Source organism: Ensifer sp. GW821-FHT05G01, assembly GCF_059419585.1.
Map to the genome: position 1 here is coordinate 197,054 of NZ_JBWKSC010000009.1, position 16,169 is coordinate 213,222.

Below are 16,169 nucleotides of genomic sequence, written 5' to 3' on the forward strand. Positions count from 1 at the left end.
GCCCCGCGCCTCTGGTTCGCTGGGGTCGCGGCAACGCTTTCGACTGCTGCACAGTTGCTCCAGGATCGGTTCAGATCTCTGAGAGCCGACTGGCAGGCGCGTCAGGCTTGGCGAAGGCAAAAGTTTTCGGGGATGGCCGCCCGCCCGTGGCAGGCGGCCTTTTGAGCCGATGTCAGTCGACGAGCGCCAGCGCTTCTTCGGCCTTGGCCTTGGCGGCGGCGTATTTCTCGCTCGCAAAGGCGGCCCATTTCTGCTCGAGCTCCGCCTGGCGTGCGGTCTTTTCCTCACCGCCAGTGAAGGCGTCGCGGATCTGCTGGCTGGCAGCTTCTTCGGCCGTGATCGGCATGGCGGCGATCAGCGCGTGGGCTTCCGTCAACAATGCGCGGGCGGCTGCCTGCTCGTTGGTTGCAACGGCCTTTTCCGCTTCATGGATTGCCTTGGTGGCACCCTTGATGTTGTCGAGCTGGAACGAGATCAGCTGGTCGTAAAGCGTATCGACGACGTCGGTCCGCTTCTTCGAAACGTCGGCATCAAACGTGATCATCGACTGGAAGCGCGGATCCTTGAACGGGTTCGGGAAACCTTCCGGGGCCTTCTCGTAGAGCGCCGGGTTGATCGGCAGACGGCGGATCGCCGGCTCGAGCAGCACGGCCTGACCCTTTTCCGACAGCAGGTAGTTGACGAAGGCTTCCGCACCCGCCTGGTTCGGCGCGTTGGCGACGATGCCGATGTTGGCCGGAACGACCGTGGTGACCGACGGGTAGGCAAAGGAAACGGGGAAGCCGCTTGCCTGCGCCGAGAAGGCGAAGAAGTCGATGACGATGCCGATACCGGTCTGGCCGGAGTTGACCGCGTCCGGCACGCCGAAGGAGCGCTCCGTCACCTGCTGCAGGTTGCCGCCGATCCCCTTCAGGGTCGCCCAGCCCTTGTCCCAACCTTCGCCCTGCAGGATCGTTTCAATCGTCAGGTGGGTCGTGCCCGAACGCGAAGGGGCGGCAATCGCGATGTGGTCGTGGTATTCCGGCTTGGTGAGGTCGCTCCACTCGACCGGCTTCGGCAGGTCGTTGGCTTCGAGATAACGGTCGTTGGACATGATGCCGTAACCCGAGGCGGCAAAGCCGAAGTAATAGCCGTCCTTGTCGTTGACGGGGTAGGAGCCGACCTTTTCGGGAAGGCCCGTGACCGAAGGGGTGAACTTGGCCAGCAGTTCGCGGCTCTTGAGGCTGTCGAATGCGTCCGGCGCCGACGCCCAGAACAGGTCGACCTGGTTGTTCACCTTGGTTTCATCGATGTACTTGACGCCCGAGCTGGTGCTCTTGTTCTGGACGTCGAGGGTAAAGCCGGGATTTGCGGCCTCAAAACCCGCCTTGAACGGATCGGTTACGTCCTTGGAAAACGACGTGACGATCGTGACTTTTCCGCCGTCCTGGGCGTGAACCGTCACAACGAAGGCGGCCGACATCAGCATCGCCGCAGCAATGGTCTTCAACATATAGGTATCTCCTCCCAATAGGGACACCGCTTGTTTGGTGTCCGACCCTATGGGAGCAAGCGCCGTGCCAGTTTGAGAATGCCCGGAAATCAGGAGTTCGCATTGCGCTTTGGGTAAAAACGGTAACACCCCGGCAAGACCGTGGGGTCAAACCGGTAACATCACCCGGTGTCACCATCATTCTGGGCAGCGATGTCGAATTTGCGCATCTTGAGGTAGAGCGTCTTGCGGGAAATGCCGAGCGCATCTGCGGTCGCGCCGACGCGGCCGTCGTTTCTGGCGAGGCTGTCGAGCAGGATGGCGCGCTCCAGCCGGTCCATCTGCACCTCCAGCGTCTCGCCGCTTGACGTCGCCCGGTCGAGCTCGGACCGATCCTCAAGCCCGAGCACGAAGCGCTCCGCGACGTTGCGCAACTCGCGAACGTTTCCCGGCCATGACCTGCCATTAAGATCAGCCAGAAGCTCGGCGCTTACCCGTGGCGGCGTGCGGCCCTGCCTACGGGCGGCGAGCCCGAGGAAATGCTGGAACAGCAGGCCGACGTCACCCTTGCGTTGCGCCAGCGGTGGCAATTCTACGCGGGCGATGTCGAGGCGGTAGGCCAGATCCTCGCGGAAATCGCCCTTCTTCGCCGCCGCGTGCAGATCCGCCTTGGTCGCCGCCACGACGCGCATGTCGACCGGCAGCTCGACATTGGAGCCGAGCCGCTCGATGACGCGCTCCTGCAGCACGCGCAGCAACCGCACCTGGGCGGCGAGCGGCATCGATTCGATCTCGTCGAGGAAAAGCGTGCCGCCGTCGGCGTATTCGATCTTGCCGATGCGCTTTTCGCGCGCGCCGGTAAAGGCGCCGGCTTCGTGGCCGAAGAGTTCGGATTCCAGCATGGTTTCGGGGATGGCGCCGCAATTGACCGCAACGAAACGCCCCTTGCGCCCGCTGAAATCGTGGAGCGCGCGTGCCGTCACTTCCTTGCCGGTGCCGGTCTCTCCGATGATGAGCGCATCGGTCGCCGCTGCCGCAATCCGCTTCAGCTTTTCGCGCAATGCCACCATCGGCGCTGAATGCCCGATCAGGCGTGTTTCCCAACCATCGTCATCGACCGACAGCCGCAGCCGCCGGTTTTCGAGCAGCAGGCGGCGATGGTCGCGGGCGCGCCGTACGGTTTCGATGAGATGCACGGGATCGGCGGGCTTCTCCAGAAAATCCCAGGCGCCGTCGCGCATGGCGCGAAGGGCCATCGGGATGTCGCCATGGCCCGACATCAGGATGATCGGGATGTCCTGGTCGATCTTGCGCACAGCTGCAACCAGATCGAAGCCGTCATGATCCGGCATGCGCACGTCGGAAACGATGACGGCGCGGCTGTCGGCGCGAAGGCCTGTTAGCGCCGATGCCACCGAACCGTGCGGGGATACGCTGAAATCTTCCAGTTCGAGCACCTGGCAACAGGCGTCAAGCACGCTGGCATCGTCGTCGATCAGGATGATATCCGGGTCCAACGTCATTGCGGGCCTTTCAGGGATACGAGGAATTGGGTGCCATGCACACCGGTCTCAAGGATCGAGATCTCGCCGCCGAAGTCCTTGACGATGTTGTAGGAAATGGAAAGACCGAGGCCGAGACCGGAGCCGACTGGTTTGGTGGTAAAGAACGGGTCGAAGACCGCGGCAACGTCATCAGCGGCAATGCCGCTGCCGGTGTCGCCAACGATGAGTCGGGCATCGGCGCCTGCCTGTTCGATCGTCGCATGTACCCGGCGTACGGGCCTGTCTTTGATAGCGTCCAGGGCGTTGCCGATGAGATTGACCGCCACCTGTTCAAGCCGCACAGGTTCGGCCATGACCATGACCGCGGCGTCCTCCGGCAGGCGCAATTGCATTTCGACAGCCTCTTCCTCGAACCTGTGTTCAAGCAGACTGAATGCGTCACGGACGGCAGCGGTCAGATCGACCGGCCGCAACTGCGCGTCGGGTCGGCGGGCAAAGCGGCGGATATGGCTGATCTGGTCGGCCATACGCCCGGTCAATCCCTTCATCTTGTCGAGATTGGTGACCGCCTGCTCGCCCTTGCCGCGTCCGATCAGCGTCGTGGCGCTATGGATATGTGCCCGAAGGGCTGCCAGTGGCTGATTGAGCTCGTGGCCGATGCCCGCCGCCATCTGTCCGAGGGCGGCGAGCTTTGCCGACTGGATCAATTCGTCGCGGGTCTGGCGGAAAAGCACCAGGGCATGGGCGAGATCGCCGAGTTCGTCCGCCTCTGCTGCCGGGATGGCGGTTGCCGGACGCCCGCTGCTGATCGCGCCGGCAGCGGCCGAAAGCAGCCGGATGCGCGCCAGCAGATTGCGGTAGACGTAGAAGAAGCCGATCGCTGTCGCCAGCAGCACCGCGAGAATGGCGATCGCCAAGAGCAGGCTGCGGCCGGTTTCGATCGCCGTGGCGGCGCGCTGCGCGGCGGCGGCGGCGCTCGCCTCGATCGCCACGACTTCTGTTTCGATCCTGCGTGCGAGATCGTCGACAAGGCGGCCGTTCTGAGCGGCAAGTTCGGAGAGCTTTGCCGCCTCGATCATTTCCGAACGCTTGCGATTGGGGATACCCGTCGACACGTCGGACTGGTCGAGAATACGGCGTGCCAGCTGGCGGACGGTGATGCTATCCGGCCAGTTTTCGAGGCTGGCGATGCGGCTTGCAAGGTCGTCGGCGCTGTCGCCGAGAAAGGCGTTGGTTTCCTGGATTTCCTCTTGCGTGGTGGCGTTGACGAGCCGGCCGATCAGCCCGGTGGCGAGGTTTGCCTGCGACACCGCCGTCAACAGGGCCTCGCTCTTTTGCTGTTCCGCAAGCGCTGCAGCCCCGTGGCCGTTGCGGGTCTCGGCTTCGATGTTGAAGCGAATATCGTCGACGAGCGGATCAGCTTCCTCGAGCAGGTCCGCCTGGACCCAACGCAACTCGTCGATGTCGGAACGCATCGCTTCGCGAAGAGTGAAGCGTTTGCCGGCGGCAAGGTCGATCTTGTTGAGGTTCTCGCCGATCGCCTCTGCCAGCGGTAAGAGGTCGGTCGCATCCGACTTCGGCCCGCTTTCCCCGAGCAGCGATCGAAGCGTCAGCAGGCGCGCGGCGTAGCTGCTGCGAATCTCGTTGTACTCCGCACGTGTTTCGGCTCCAGCGAGAACCGTGGTGACCGAACCGATATCCGCGCCCGCCTTCGACAGCCGCGAGGCGAAAGCGAGCTGCGGCATCTGGTCTTCGGCAATTCGAGACAGTTCGCCCGACAGCCGTTCATAAGACAGCCAGCCAACCAGGCAGGCGCCAACGGCGAGGCCGACGATGGCGACGAAGGCCAGGATAAGGCGTGCACCGATACCGAAGCGCCAGCGGCGGATGTCGCCCGCAGGCGCTATCGATTGGCTCATCATTGCCGCCATGGCGTCAGGTCCGCCGCCGGCCGCCCGACAGAGGACAGAAGCATTTCGGCCGTCGCCAGGTTCCGCTCGATCGTGGCCCGCAGCCTCTGCGTCATCGCCGTATGCGCCGGTGAACGCGCGATACTGCGCGGCCACTCTGCCTTCAGCGCTTCGTCCGCGTTTTCGACGTCACTTGCCGAAAGCGGCGGCGTGGCGAGCAGGCGCCGGGCTCTTGCAAGCATACTGCGCTGTTGCGCGTCCTCGATCTCGATCGCTTCCAGGTCCGTCACCCTCTTCCAAAGCCGGGCAAGCGTTGCGCGGCGGCGCACGATATAGTCGTCGAAGATCAGATTGACGAGACCATAACGGCGCGCCGACAGCGCCGCATCGAAACCACTGTACTTCAACAGGCCGTCACCGCTTTCCTGCGGCAGCAGGTCCTTGTTGAGCGCGGGGTTGAGCGGGATGCGGGAGACGGTCGGCAGCAACAGCACCTTCTGGCCGTCTTCCGACAGGACGAAATCGATGAAGCGCTCGGCGGCCGGAACATTGCGCGCCCGCGACAGGATCGCGATGCTGGCCGGCACGAAAACGGTATCGGGCGGCAGGATGAAGACGTTGCCAGCGTCGGCGAATTCAGGTGCATTGGCGAGGAAGTCGATGGTGATGCCGATGCTGAAGCGCCTTTGGGCGACACCGGATGCAACCCCGAAACTGCGGGCTGTGACGGTCGACAGATTGCCGCCGAGCTGGGATAGCATCGCCCAGCCCTTTTCCCAGCCGTAGGTCTGCAGCAGCGCTTCGACGATCAGATGGGTGGTGCCGGATCGCGACGGCGTGGTGATGCCGATCTGTCCGGAATAAACGGGGTTCAGAAGGTCCTGCCAGTCCCGCGGCACCGGCAGCTTGTTCTGGGCGAGGTAGGATTGATTGTAGACGAAGCCATATCCGGACAGGGCAAAGCCTAGATAATAGCCCTCGGGATCGTTGACGGGGTAGCCGAAGACCTTCTCCGCGGCGCCTGTCTGGCGCGGTGCGATGGGCCGCAGTTCGCCGCTGCGCTTCAACAGTTCGAAAGCATCGGTCGCCGAGGCCCAGAAGATGTCGGCCGGCACATCGGTCTTCTCCATGACGAAGCGCGTGGCACTTGCCGTGTTGCGCTGGATGATCGAAAGGCGGATATCAGGGTTTGCAGTCTCGAATGCACGCCGAAACGGCTCGAAGAAGGATGGCGGGTAGGAGGTGACGATCACCAGATCCTGTTTTTCGGCAGCACGCGCGGCGGTCACGAGCATGGCGAGGCCGGCAAAAGCCAGCAGCCGCAACGCCGCAAGAATGACGAACCGAAACTTCAGCACTTTACGTCACCACGACCGGCGCCAGCTCTTTCTGGAAAAAGCCCGCGCGGTCCCTCCCTCTTTGTCGGCGTCCCGGCGGGTTGATCTCGCCATCGGTCGACGGGTCACTTTTCTACGAAGACCGTCCCGTCGTAAACCCCGACAGGCCTCCATACACTGTTGCAATCGGGCCGCACCGGTTGCACTTTGGCCGCATGGCTAGATTTCCTCGCTTGGCGGTTGCGGGCGATTCGCCTATAACCCGACTTCCGGCAACAGATCAGGGAGGTTTCAGATGCCAGCTTATTCTTTCTCCCTACGGGGCGGCGTACAGTTCTGAAAGTGACGCTGGAGAGCATCGCTCTTTAGCTCTTTCAAGTCAGAACATGTCTCGCTGACTTTGGTCTTCCCTCAATGCGGAAGCGACCAATCGTTGATGCCGATCGGAAACCGTTTCCCTTTTCGGCATGTTTCATTGACTAGAATTTTGAGGCCAACGCTCGATGCGTTGGGCAATCACTATGGCTTTTACTCGTTTCGCCTTGCGCGGCGGTGCGTTCCGCAGCGTTCTCGGTTTCACCTGGGTTCATTGGAAGCGCCAGCCGCTTCGCCTTTCCTTCATCCTCGGCGCAGTTATGCTGTCGACGATCGCCGATGTACTCACGCCGCTTTACTCCGGTCGGCTGGTTGACGCGGTCGTGACAGGTGCCGCCTCCGACCAGGTCGCGTGGGATGCAGCCCTGGCTGCATTCTGGACGATGACGGCGCTGTCGCTCGGTGCCATCATTTTCCGGCACTTCACCTTCATGGGCGTCGTCGACCTGACGCTGAAGATGATGTCCGACATCGCCTCGGCCGCCTTCTTCCGCATTCAGCGCTTCTCATCCGACTGGCATGCCAACAGCTTTGCCGGCTCGACGGTTCGCAAGGTGACGCGCGGCATGTGGGCGCTCGACCTGCTCAACGACACGCTGCTGATCGCGCTGTTTCCCTCGGTTATCATGCTGGTCGGCTCGACGGCGCTGATGGCGTGGTACTGGCCGATGATGGGTGTCATCATTGGTGTCGGCTCACTCATCTTCATCGCGGCGACCGTCCTGTTGTCGCTGGGCTATGTCGCGCCGATGGCGCGGCTCGCCAACAGCTGGGATACCAAGCTCGGCGGCTCGCTTGCCGATGCCGTCAGCTGCAACAACGTCGTCAAGGGCTTTGGCGCGGAAGCGCGTGAAGATGCGCGCCTCGTCAAGGTGATCACAAAATGGCGTGACCGCACGAGCCGCACCTGGGTTCGTGGCACGGTGAACGGCACGACACAGGGTGCATTGTTGCTCGTCCTGCGCGCCGCCGTTATCGGCTTTGCGCTGTTTCTCTGGTCGAAAGGGCAGGCGACGGCTGGCGACATCACCTTTGTACTGACCTCCTTCTTCATCCTGCAGGGGTACCTGCGTGAAGTGGGCATGCACATCCGCAACCTGCAGCGGTCGGTCAACGACATGGAAGAGCTGGTGGACATTCACGCCCAGCCCCTCGGTATCGAAGACAAGCATGGCGCCAAGCCGATCCGTATCACCGATGGCCGCATCGAATTCAACGATGTGACCTTCCACTACGGTGCCCACCGCAAGCCGCTCTACGACCGGTTCTCGGTGACGATCCCGGCGGGCGAGCGTGTCGGCCTTGTCGGGCACTCTGGCTCGGGCAAGACGACGTTCGTCAAGCTGATCCAGCGCCTGCATGACCTGAAGTCCGGTGAAATCCGGATCGACGGCCAGGATATCGCGGGCGTTGCCCAGGCGTCGCTGCGCCAGCAGATCGCGATCGTCCAGCAGGAGCCGATCCTGTTCCACCGCTCGCTTGCGGAAAACATCGCCTATGCCCGGCCAACGGCGACGCAAGCCGAGATCGAAAAGGCGGCAAAGCTTGCGAGCGCCCATGACTTCATCACCGGCTTGCCGAAAGGCTATGGCACGCTGGTGGGTGAACGTGGGGTGAAGCTCTCGGGCGGCGAGCGCCAGCGCATTGCGATTGCCCGGGCGTTCCTTGCGGATGCACCGATCCTGATCCTGGATGAGGCAACGTCGAGCCTCGATTCGGAATCGGAAGTGCTGATCCAGCAGGCGATGGAACGGCTGATGCTCGGTCGCACAACCCTTGTGATCGCCCATCGGCTGTCGACGGTGCGCGCGCTCGACCGGTTGCTGGTGTTCAGCCATGGCCGGATCGCGGAAGAGGGCACACACGAGGCGCTCATCCGCCTCGACGGCGGCATCTACCGCGGCCTGTTCGAGCGGCAGGCTCTGGAACTGACCAAGGGCCTGGTGCTCAACGACAGCTGAGGCTGATGCATAACCGCTGAAACGCAAGACGCCGGCACCCGAGTGTGCCGGCGTCTTGCGTTTGTCTTCTGGTCTCGGCGGTAAGGGCGATGCCGCCTTGCAGGTTTCGTGACTATGCCTATCGCCGCAGCCAGGCGTCGATGCCGCGCGCGGCGGCGCGGCCGGTGGCGAAACAGGCGGTCAGCAGGTAACCGCCGGTCGGCGCTTCCCAATCGATCATCTCGCCGGCGACGAAAACACCCGGAAGCGCCTTCAGCATGTAGGTCTCGTCCACGGCGCTCCACCGCACGCCGCCGGCCGAGGAAATCGCCTCGGCGATCGGGCGGGTCCTAAGGACAGTGATCGGCAACGCCTTTATCAGATCGGCAAGGGCTTTCGGGTCGGCGCGCGACGCGTCGGGCGCGATCTCGCGCAGCAGCGCCGATTTGACGCCTTCCAGTCCTGCGCCCTTGCGCAGCCGGTTGGAAAAACTCGCCTTGCCGTCCTGGCGCGCCAGGTCTTTCGCCAGCCGCACGCTGGTACGGCCGGGCGCGAGATCGATGGTCAGCACTGCACTTCCATCAGCTTCCAGCCGATCGCGCAATTCGGCCGCATGCGCATAGACGAGACTGCCCTCGATGCCGTGCCGAGAGATGACGAATTCGCCGGGAATGGTGCCCGCATTCGACGTCGCGGTCACGGATTTCAGCGCTTCGCCGGCAAAACGCTCTCGGAACTGATCGCTCCAGGCGACATCGAAACCGCAATTGGCGGGACGGAAATCGGTGATATCGATGCCCTTGTCATTGAGAACGGGCAACCAGGCGGCATCGGATCCGAGCCGCGGATAGCTGGCGCCGCCGAGTGCCAGCAACACGGCGTCGCAATGGACGATCTTACGTCCATCCGGTGTGTCGAAGGTGAGGGCGGATCCGTCGAAGCCTGTCCAACGGTGCCGCGCCAGGATCCGCACGCCCCGAGCTTCCAGACGCTTGATCCAGGCGCGCAGCAGCGGCGACGCTTTCATTGCCTTTGGAAAGACACGGCCGGAGGAGCCGACGAAGGTTGCCGTGCCGAGACCCTCCGCCCAGGACTGCACGTCCGCCGGTGTGAAGGCGTCGAGTGCGCTTCGCATGGGCTTCGACGCTTCGCCGAAACGATCGGCAAACTGCTGAAAGTCTTCGGAATGGGTGATGTTGAGCCCGGATTTGCCGGCGAGCAGAAACTTGCGCGCGACGGTCGGCATGCTGTCATAGACCGTCACTGAATGGTCCTGCAGAGACAGGATCTCTGCAGCCATCAGCCCACTCGGCCCTCCGCCGATGATCGCGATTTCGCTTCGTTTCATGCGCTCGTCCGGCATCCGATTCTGTTGACGCCACTCTTGGCGCGTCAGTGCGCCGCGCGCAAGGCGGTGTGAACGCGCCGCTTCAATGGCGGGCGATGGCGTTCAGACGTTTTTCGAGCCAGATGCTGTAGCGCGAACCGGTGAAGCAGATGGCGAAGTAGACGGCCGCGGCAAAGACATAGGCTTCGGTATAGAAGCCGAGCCATGTCGGATCGGTGGCCGAGGTCCTTGCCGCGTTCAGCAGGTCATAGATGCCGATCACAGCCAGGAGTGACGTGTTGAGCACGATGCCGATCGAGAGATTGACGATCGCCGGGATGACGGCGCGAAGCGCCTGGGGAAGGACGACGAGCCGGATCGTCTGGATGTAACCAAGGCCTAGTGAAAGGGCTGCTTCGCGCTGCCCCCACGGCACCACCTGCAGCCCGGCACGGATGACTTCGGCAAGATAGGCCGAGAAGAACAGCGTCACGCCGATCTGCGCGCGCAAGAGCTTGTCGATTGCAGCGCCGCTCGGCAGCGCGAGCGGAACGATCAGCATTGCCACATAGAGCACCGCGATCATCGGCACGCCGCGCAACGTCTCGATGAAGGCGATCGCGAGCGTCCTGACGATGCCCATGCTTGACTGCCGGGCAAGCGCCAGCAGGAGCGCGATCGGAAACGCAAAGGCAAGACCGGCGATCGAGACCACCAGGGTGATCGGAAGACCACCCCAATTGTTGGTCGACACCTCAGGCGGCGTCAGCGTGCCGGCCATCAGCAGCCAGCTCAGGACGAGCGCTGCGATCCACAGCGGCACGAGCCGGAAACTCCAGAAACGGGGCGTGGCCGATAGCACCAGCAAGGCGATCACCACCACGACGACAAGGGCGGGGCGCCATTGCACGTCCGGTGGGTAGAACGCAAAGAGGATGAAGCGCAGCTTGGCGCCGATGAAAGCCCAGCAAGCGCCGGCGCCGTCGACGGCGCACTCCCCAGCCGTTCCGGTCCACACCGCGTCGAAGATTGCCCAGCGCAAGAAGGGCTGCAGAAGCCAGACGAAGGCGCCGAGAGCTGCAAGCGTGATGAGGCTGTTGCCCCAGCCGCCGAAGAGGCCGCTGCGCCAGCGGTGCCAGTCCGGGGCTGTCGGTGGCGGCAGCTCGATATGGCTCATCGCCGTGTCTCCCCGCGAAGAACGACGCGACGGTTGTAGAGGTTCATCAGCGCCGAGACCGAGAGGCTGAGTGTGAGATAGACCGCGGCGATGATGCAGATGGCTTCGAGAGCCTGGCCGGTGGTGTTGGCGGTGGTGTTGGCAACGCTGACGATGTCGGGGTAGCCGATCGCAACGGCGAGGCTGGAATTCTTGGTCAGGTCGAGAAAGCTCGAGATCATCAGTGGCGTGATGACGCGCAACGCTTGCGGCAGGACGACGAGGCGCAGGATCTGCGCGGGGCTGAGGCCAAGCGCGCGCGGCTTCCCATTGGCCCGATTTCACCGACTGGATGCCGCTGCGCACGATCTCGGAAATTGAAGCCGAGGCGTTGACGACAAGACCGATCAGAAGCGCGAAGAACTCCGGCGTCAGCGAAAGGCCGCCCTTGATGTTGAAGCCGCCCTTGGCCGGCAGATCGACGGTGGCCGCAAGACCGAAGGAGGTGAGCGCGAAACTGCAAACGATAAGCGACCCGAGCACGGTCACGGCGGCCTTCGGCATGTAGAACGCAGCCCCGGTCAGCAGACGCCGGGCGAGCGACAGCGACGCATAGGCGGTCAGCAGGATCGCCGGCAGGCAGATCGCCCAGGAGAGGCCGTGCAGCGAGACGGACGGGACGTAGACGCCGCGATTGCTGAGATAGACGCTGTCAAGGAAGGCATAGGCGCCGCGCGGTGGCGGCAGCGCGTGGATGATTGCGCTCCAGAGGAAGAGCTGGAGTAGGAGCGGCGTGTTGCGCAGCAGCTCGACATAGGCGTGCACGAAGGTCGCCAGCAGCAGGTTGCCGGACAGGCGGGCGATGCCGAGGGCAACCCCGAGAACCGTGGCGAGCACACAGCCGACCATGGCGACCTTGACGGTGTTGGCAAGGCCGGCCGCAAGTGCGCGGGCGTAGGTGTCTCCCGCCGCATAGGGAAATACGGTCTCACCGATTTCGAAGTTCGCCTGATGGAAGAGAAAGCCGAAGCCGGGCGTCAGACCCATGCGTTGCATGCTGTCGGCGGTGTTGGAGCCGAAGAGGGCAAAGATCGCAAGCACGCCGGCAAACAGGAGAAGCTGTTGAAACGGCAATGGCCCGAGCCAGGTGCGCAGGCGTGAGGGAAAGCCGGGCCCCAGAGGGCCCGGTTGAAGAGTGGATGTCATCGCAGATACCGACAAGGGCTCAACGGAACGGCGGCGAATAGAGAAGGCCGCCAGCGGTCCATGGCTGGTTGTAGCCGCGGTCGAAATTGAGCGGCGTGCCCTTGCCGACGTTGCGGTCGAAGATCTCGCCGTAGTTTCCCACCGCCTTGACGATGTTGTAGGCGAACTTCGGGTCGAGCCCGATGGCTTCGCCGAGTGACGGGTCGACACCGAGGAAGCGCTTGATGCCCGGATCTTCGCTGGTGAGGAAGCTGTCGACATTCTTCTGGGTAATACCGAATTCTTCCGCCTGGATGGTGGCGTAGACGGTCCAGTTGACGATTTCGAGCCACTGGTCGTCGCCGGCGCGGATGGCCGGTGCCAGCGGCTCCTTCGATAGGCGCTCAGGCAGAAGCACGTAGTCATCAGGCTTTGTCAGCTGGGTGCGCTTGGCGGCAAGGTCGGTGGCGTCCTGGGTCAGCGCGTCGACACGACCGGAATCGAGGGCCTTCAGGAATTCGCCGGTCTCTTCGATCGTGACTGGCGTGAAGGTCTTGCCGGTCTTGCGGAAGAAGTCGGCGATGTTCAGCTCTCCGGTCGTGCCGCTCTGAACCCCGATCGTCGCACCGTCGAGTTCCTCACCCTTGGCGACGCCCAGATCTTTGCGCACCAAGAGACCCTGGCCGTCGTAGAAGACCACCGGGCCGAAGTGGAAGCCGAGCTTGAAGGCTCTGGTAACGGTCTGGGTGACGCCGGAGAGCAGGATGTCGAATTCGCCTGACTGCAGAGCGGGCAGCCGCTGCTGCGGCGAGGAGTTGGTGAACTCGACCTTCTCGGCATCGTTGAAGACGGTGACGGCAAGGGCCCGACCGAAATCGACGAAGAAGCCCTGCCAGCGGCCGCTGCTGTCGGGCGTAAAGAAGCCCGGCGTGGTGCCGACGCCGACCTTGATGAGGCCGCGCGCCTTGATCTTGTCGAGGGTTTCGCCGGCAAGCGCCGACGACGCGATCAACGCCGCCGTAAGGGCTGCCGTCGCTGCAAATGCCTTTGTGAAAAATCGGCTTCGTGTGGAATTGCGCTGCATGAAGAGGCTCCTGGCCATGATGTTCGTCCGTCGCGCCGCCCGTCAAATCCAGGGCCGCAACTTCGGAATGTTTTAAATCTATAGAAAATATAGAATAGGGATGAATGTGCTGAATCTCCGCGATTGCGGGAAGAAATTTCCGATCTCAATTGAAAATGGCGGCGATGTCAGCTTCGAGGTGAAGCGGCCACCGCTTCGCGGCGTCCGCTACGGGCGGCGAGACGATGAGGGTTTCGCTCATTGCATTCTTTTCGACAGGGTCATTCCAGACCCCTTGGTCGCGGCGATGCAGGAAAAGACACCCGGAGCGAGCAACAGGAGGGAAGGCCCATCGCCGTAGCAATACGTCATACCGACGATTGCTAGTCCAACAATTCCGAGAAGTGGACGCTTGACGACATAGACCAGCCATAGAGAGCCGAGCGTGGCGAGCGCCATGATCGGCACGCCGACAAGCAAAGCAAAGAAAATCTGCCCGGTTTCCACTAGGCCTCCCCGTCTGCGCCACAGGACAGCGTCCTATATCTAAAGTCCGGGCCAGCATGCAATAATTCCGTCAGATTTGGCGCGCACCTAGCTTCCGCCCCTGTGCTCTATTATCTCGTAGGCGATGCAGCTGTTTTCCGAAAAATGGTGGGAGAAGATAAAATGGGGCACGCCGGTCTCGGTGGGCCTGCATCTGCTCGTGATCGTTCTCGTGCTGTTTCGTTTGCCGCAGGAAACGCCCAAGCCTGAGGGCGAGCAGAGCATCAACGTCGAAATCGTGCCGCCGCCGCAGCCAAAGCAGGAAGAAAAGCCCAGAGAGCAGGCGCAGCCGAAGAAGGTAGAGCCGAAGAAGGAACAGCCGAAGCCCCAGCCAGCACCTGCCCGTCAGCAGCCACAGGCTTTCGAGTCGGCCGCCGCCAAGATCAAGCAGGAGGCCAAGGTCGCTGAGCTTCCACCGATCGCCAAAGCTGAGAAGAAGGGCGCGGTAAACGAGGCGAAGAAAGCGGCCGCCGCTGATGCGACTGCGACGCTGAAGGCTGCGAAAGAGGAGGCCAAGGCGCAGAAGCAGCCGGAGGTGAAAGATCCGCAACAGCAGCAGCTTGCTGTTCTTTCAAGCTCCACCAACGGTGACAAGAGCGCTGCCGAAAGCAAGCCGGCGGCCAAGACGGAGGCCGAAAAGGCGGTGCCAAAGGCTGATCCGGTGCCGGTGCGCAAGCCGTCGGACGACAAGGAGAAGGGTGACGCAACCGAAGGCAAGGCCGAGGCCAAGGCGAAGCTGCCCGCCGACAGGTTTGTCGAGGCGAAGGAGCTCTTTTCGGCAAAATCGATCGCCGATCCACGCGTCAAGCAGGCGATGGGTCAGCTGCCGGTCAAGAAGCGCATCCTCCAGCTTTGCAGCATCGAGGCGCTGGAGCAGATCCGCAATCAGCGGCCAAGGGATTTTCCTGACATGCTCGTGCCGTTCGGGCCTTCCGGCGGGTTCATCGGCAAGGAACAGATCGACGCGAGCGGCGGCGCCTACCGCAGCAAGGGCACCTGGTACGACGTCAACTTCAAGTGCAAGGTCAACCTGGAGACGGTCGAGGTTGTTTCCTTCAGCTACGCGATTGGTGGCGTCGTGCCGGAGGCAAGCTGGAAGAGCCGCAAGCTGCCGCCGAACTGAGGTTGTCCGCGCACCATTGCGCGAGATATCAGGTCGTCTTGCGGACTTCTCATAGAACTATTCCATTTTTGCGATGCCGTTTTCTCGCGGGGCGGAGTAGCTTCCAGCCAATCAAGGCGACGGTCATGTGCAACCGATCGCCCTCTGGCAAAATGGGGAAACGGCCACATGGCGGCAAATGAGCGTCAAAGACTTCGCGATCTCGGATTTCGTCCTGGCGTCTACGAGACCGGTGGGCTGAACGCGATCACCGACGTTGCCGGCGTCGCCGTTGGTCACGCAACGATCGTCGAGGGTGACAGGATCCGCACGGGCGCCACCGCCATCCTTCCCCACCCCGGTAATCTGTTTCAGGACAAGGTGCCGGCCGCGCTCGCGGTCCTCAACGGCTTCGGCAAGTTTGTCGGCTCCACCCAGATCGCAGAGCTGGGCGAACTTGAAACACCAATCGTTTTGACCAATACGCTCGCGACCGGCCGGGCGATCGAGGCGATCAACCGCTGGACACTGGCCCAGCCGAGCAACGAAAAGGTCGTGTCACTCAATGCCGTCGTCGGCGAGACGAATGACAGCCGATTGAACGATATCCGCGCCGGACGCCCAACGGTCGATGAGATCGGCCTGGCGCTTGCTGCGGCTGAACCCGGCCCGGTCGAGGAGGGCGCCGTCGGCGCCGGCACCGGCACGGTCGCCTTCGGTCTCAAGGGTGGGATCGGCACCAGCTCGCGTCGCGTCAAGGTGGCGGGCGAGATCTTCACTGTCGGTGTACTGGTGCAGTCCAATTATGGCGGCAGACTGCTGGTCTGCGGCCAGCCTTACGACGCGCCGTCGGGACATGATCGTGACGGCTCGATTGTCATCGTCGTTGCAACCGACGCGCCGCTGTCGGCACGCAATCTGAAACGCCTGGCTGAGCGCGCCTTTGGGGGGCTGTCCCGCACGGGTGCCGCCCTCAGCAACGGGTCCGGAGACTATTCGCTGGCATTCTCGACCGCAGAATCCGTCCGGCGCACGCGCGAGCGACGCGCCGCGATCTCCGGATATCCCGATCTGCCGAACGACCTGATCTCACCGCTGTTCGAAGCGACGATCGAGGCCGCCGAAGAGGCGATCCTCAATTCGCTGGTCACGGCGCAATCCACGAGCGGCTTCAACGCCGCTACCGGCAAGGCAAGTTCGGTCGAGGCGATCTCGCTTGATCGGCTTGCAGCCCTCAAGGCCTAATTCTCTT

The 16,169-nt window shown here is 62.8% G+C and carries 11 protein-coding genes; 3 read left to right on the top strand and 8 right to left on the bottom strand.

Features of this window, described 5'->3' with window-relative positions:
- Nucleotides 1–172: 172 nt before the first annotated feature.
- The 4 genes from AC07UR_RS21975 to AC07UR_RS21990 form a co-directional block, all read right to left on the bottom strand.
- A complete protein-coding gene (locus tag AC07UR_RS21975; protein WP_209790144.1) occupies nt 173–1,492 on the bottom strand; it encodes an ABC transporter substrate-binding protein in 1,320 nt (439 codons plus the stop codon).
- 161 nt (nt 1,493–1,653) lie between these two features.
- A complete protein-coding gene (locus tag AC07UR_RS21980; RefSeq protein WP_209790143.1) occupies nt 1,654–2,994 on the bottom strand; it encodes a sigma-54-dependent transcriptional regulator in 1,341 nt (446 codons plus the stop codon).
- Nucleotides 2,991–4,895: an ATP-binding protein gene (locus tag AC07UR_RS21985; RefSeq protein ID WP_209790142.1), complete on the bottom strand. Its 1,905-nt coding sequence runs from the start codon at nt 4,893–4,895 to the stop codon at nt 2,991–2,993. Before AC07UR_RS21985 ends, AC07UR_RS21980 begins: the two co-directional genes overlap by 4 nt.
- Complete coding sequence (locus tag AC07UR_RS21990; RefSeq protein WP_173423243.1) at nt 4,895–6,244, bottom strand: ABC transporter substrate-binding protein; 1,350 nt, start codon at nt 6,242–6,244, stop codon at nt 4,895–4,897. Before AC07UR_RS21990 ends, AC07UR_RS21985 begins: the two co-directional genes overlap by 1 nt.
- A 500-nt stretch (nt 6,245–6,744) precedes the next feature.
- On the opposite strand from AC07UR_RS21990, the gene AC07UR_RS21995 reads away from it, so the two are divergent.
- Nucleotides 6,745–8,559 (top strand): ABC transporter ATP-binding protein, encoded by a 1,815-nt coding sequence (locus AC07UR_RS21995; RefSeq protein WP_209790141.1) that lies wholly within the window; start codon nt 6,745–6,747, stop codon nt 8,557–8,559.
- A 118-nt stretch (nt 8,560–8,677) separates the two neighbouring features.
- Here AC07UR_RS21995 and AC07UR_RS22000 read toward each other — a convergent pair whose 3' ends face one another.
- From AC07UR_RS22000 to AC07UR_RS22015, 4 genes are all read right to left on the bottom strand, one after another.
- The gene (locus AC07UR_RS22000) at nt 8,678–9,886 is read right to left on the bottom strand and encodes a TIGR03862 family flavoprotein (protein ID WP_209790140.1); all 1,209 of its coding nucleotides are present in this window, start codon (nt 9,884–9,886) and stop codon (nt 8,678–8,680) included.
- Between the two features lie 82 nt (nt 9,887–9,968).
- Complete coding sequence (locus AC07UR_RS22005) at nt 9,969–12,227, bottom strand: ABC transporter permease subunit (protein ID WP_459553707.1); 2,259 nt, start codon at nt 12,225–12,227, stop codon at nt 9,969–9,971.
- Between the two features lie 19 nt (nt 12,228–12,246).
- Nucleotides 12,247–13,290, bottom strand: coding sequence for an amino acid ABC transporter substrate-binding protein (locus tag AC07UR_RS22010; protein WP_209790138.1), 1,044 nt, complete (start codon nt 13,288–13,290; stop codon nt 12,247–12,249).
- 237 nt (nt 13,291–13,527) lie between these two features.
- Nucleotides 13,528–13,776 (bottom strand): hypothetical protein, encoded by a 249-nt coding sequence (locus AC07UR_RS22015; RefSeq protein WP_209790137.1) that lies wholly within the window; start codon nt 13,774–13,776, stop codon nt 13,528–13,530.
- Between the two features lie 124 nt (nt 13,777–13,900).
- Between AC07UR_RS22015 and AC07UR_RS22020 the strand changes: the two genes are divergently transcribed.
- Together AC07UR_RS22020 and AC07UR_RS22025 are read left to right on the top strand one after the other, a co-directional pair.
- A complete protein-coding gene (locus AC07UR_RS22020) occupies nt 13,901–14,938 on the top strand; it encodes a DUF930 domain-containing protein (RefSeq protein ID WP_209790136.1) in 1,038 nt (345 codons plus the stop codon).
- 168 nt (nt 14,939–15,106) lie between these two features.
- Nucleotides 15,107–16,162, top strand: a complete 1,056-nt coding sequence (locus AC07UR_RS22025) for a P1 family peptidase (RefSeq protein ID WP_209790135.1) — start codon at nt 15,107–15,109, stop codon at nt 16,160–16,162.
- Nucleotides 16,163–16,169 lie beyond the last annotated feature (7 nt).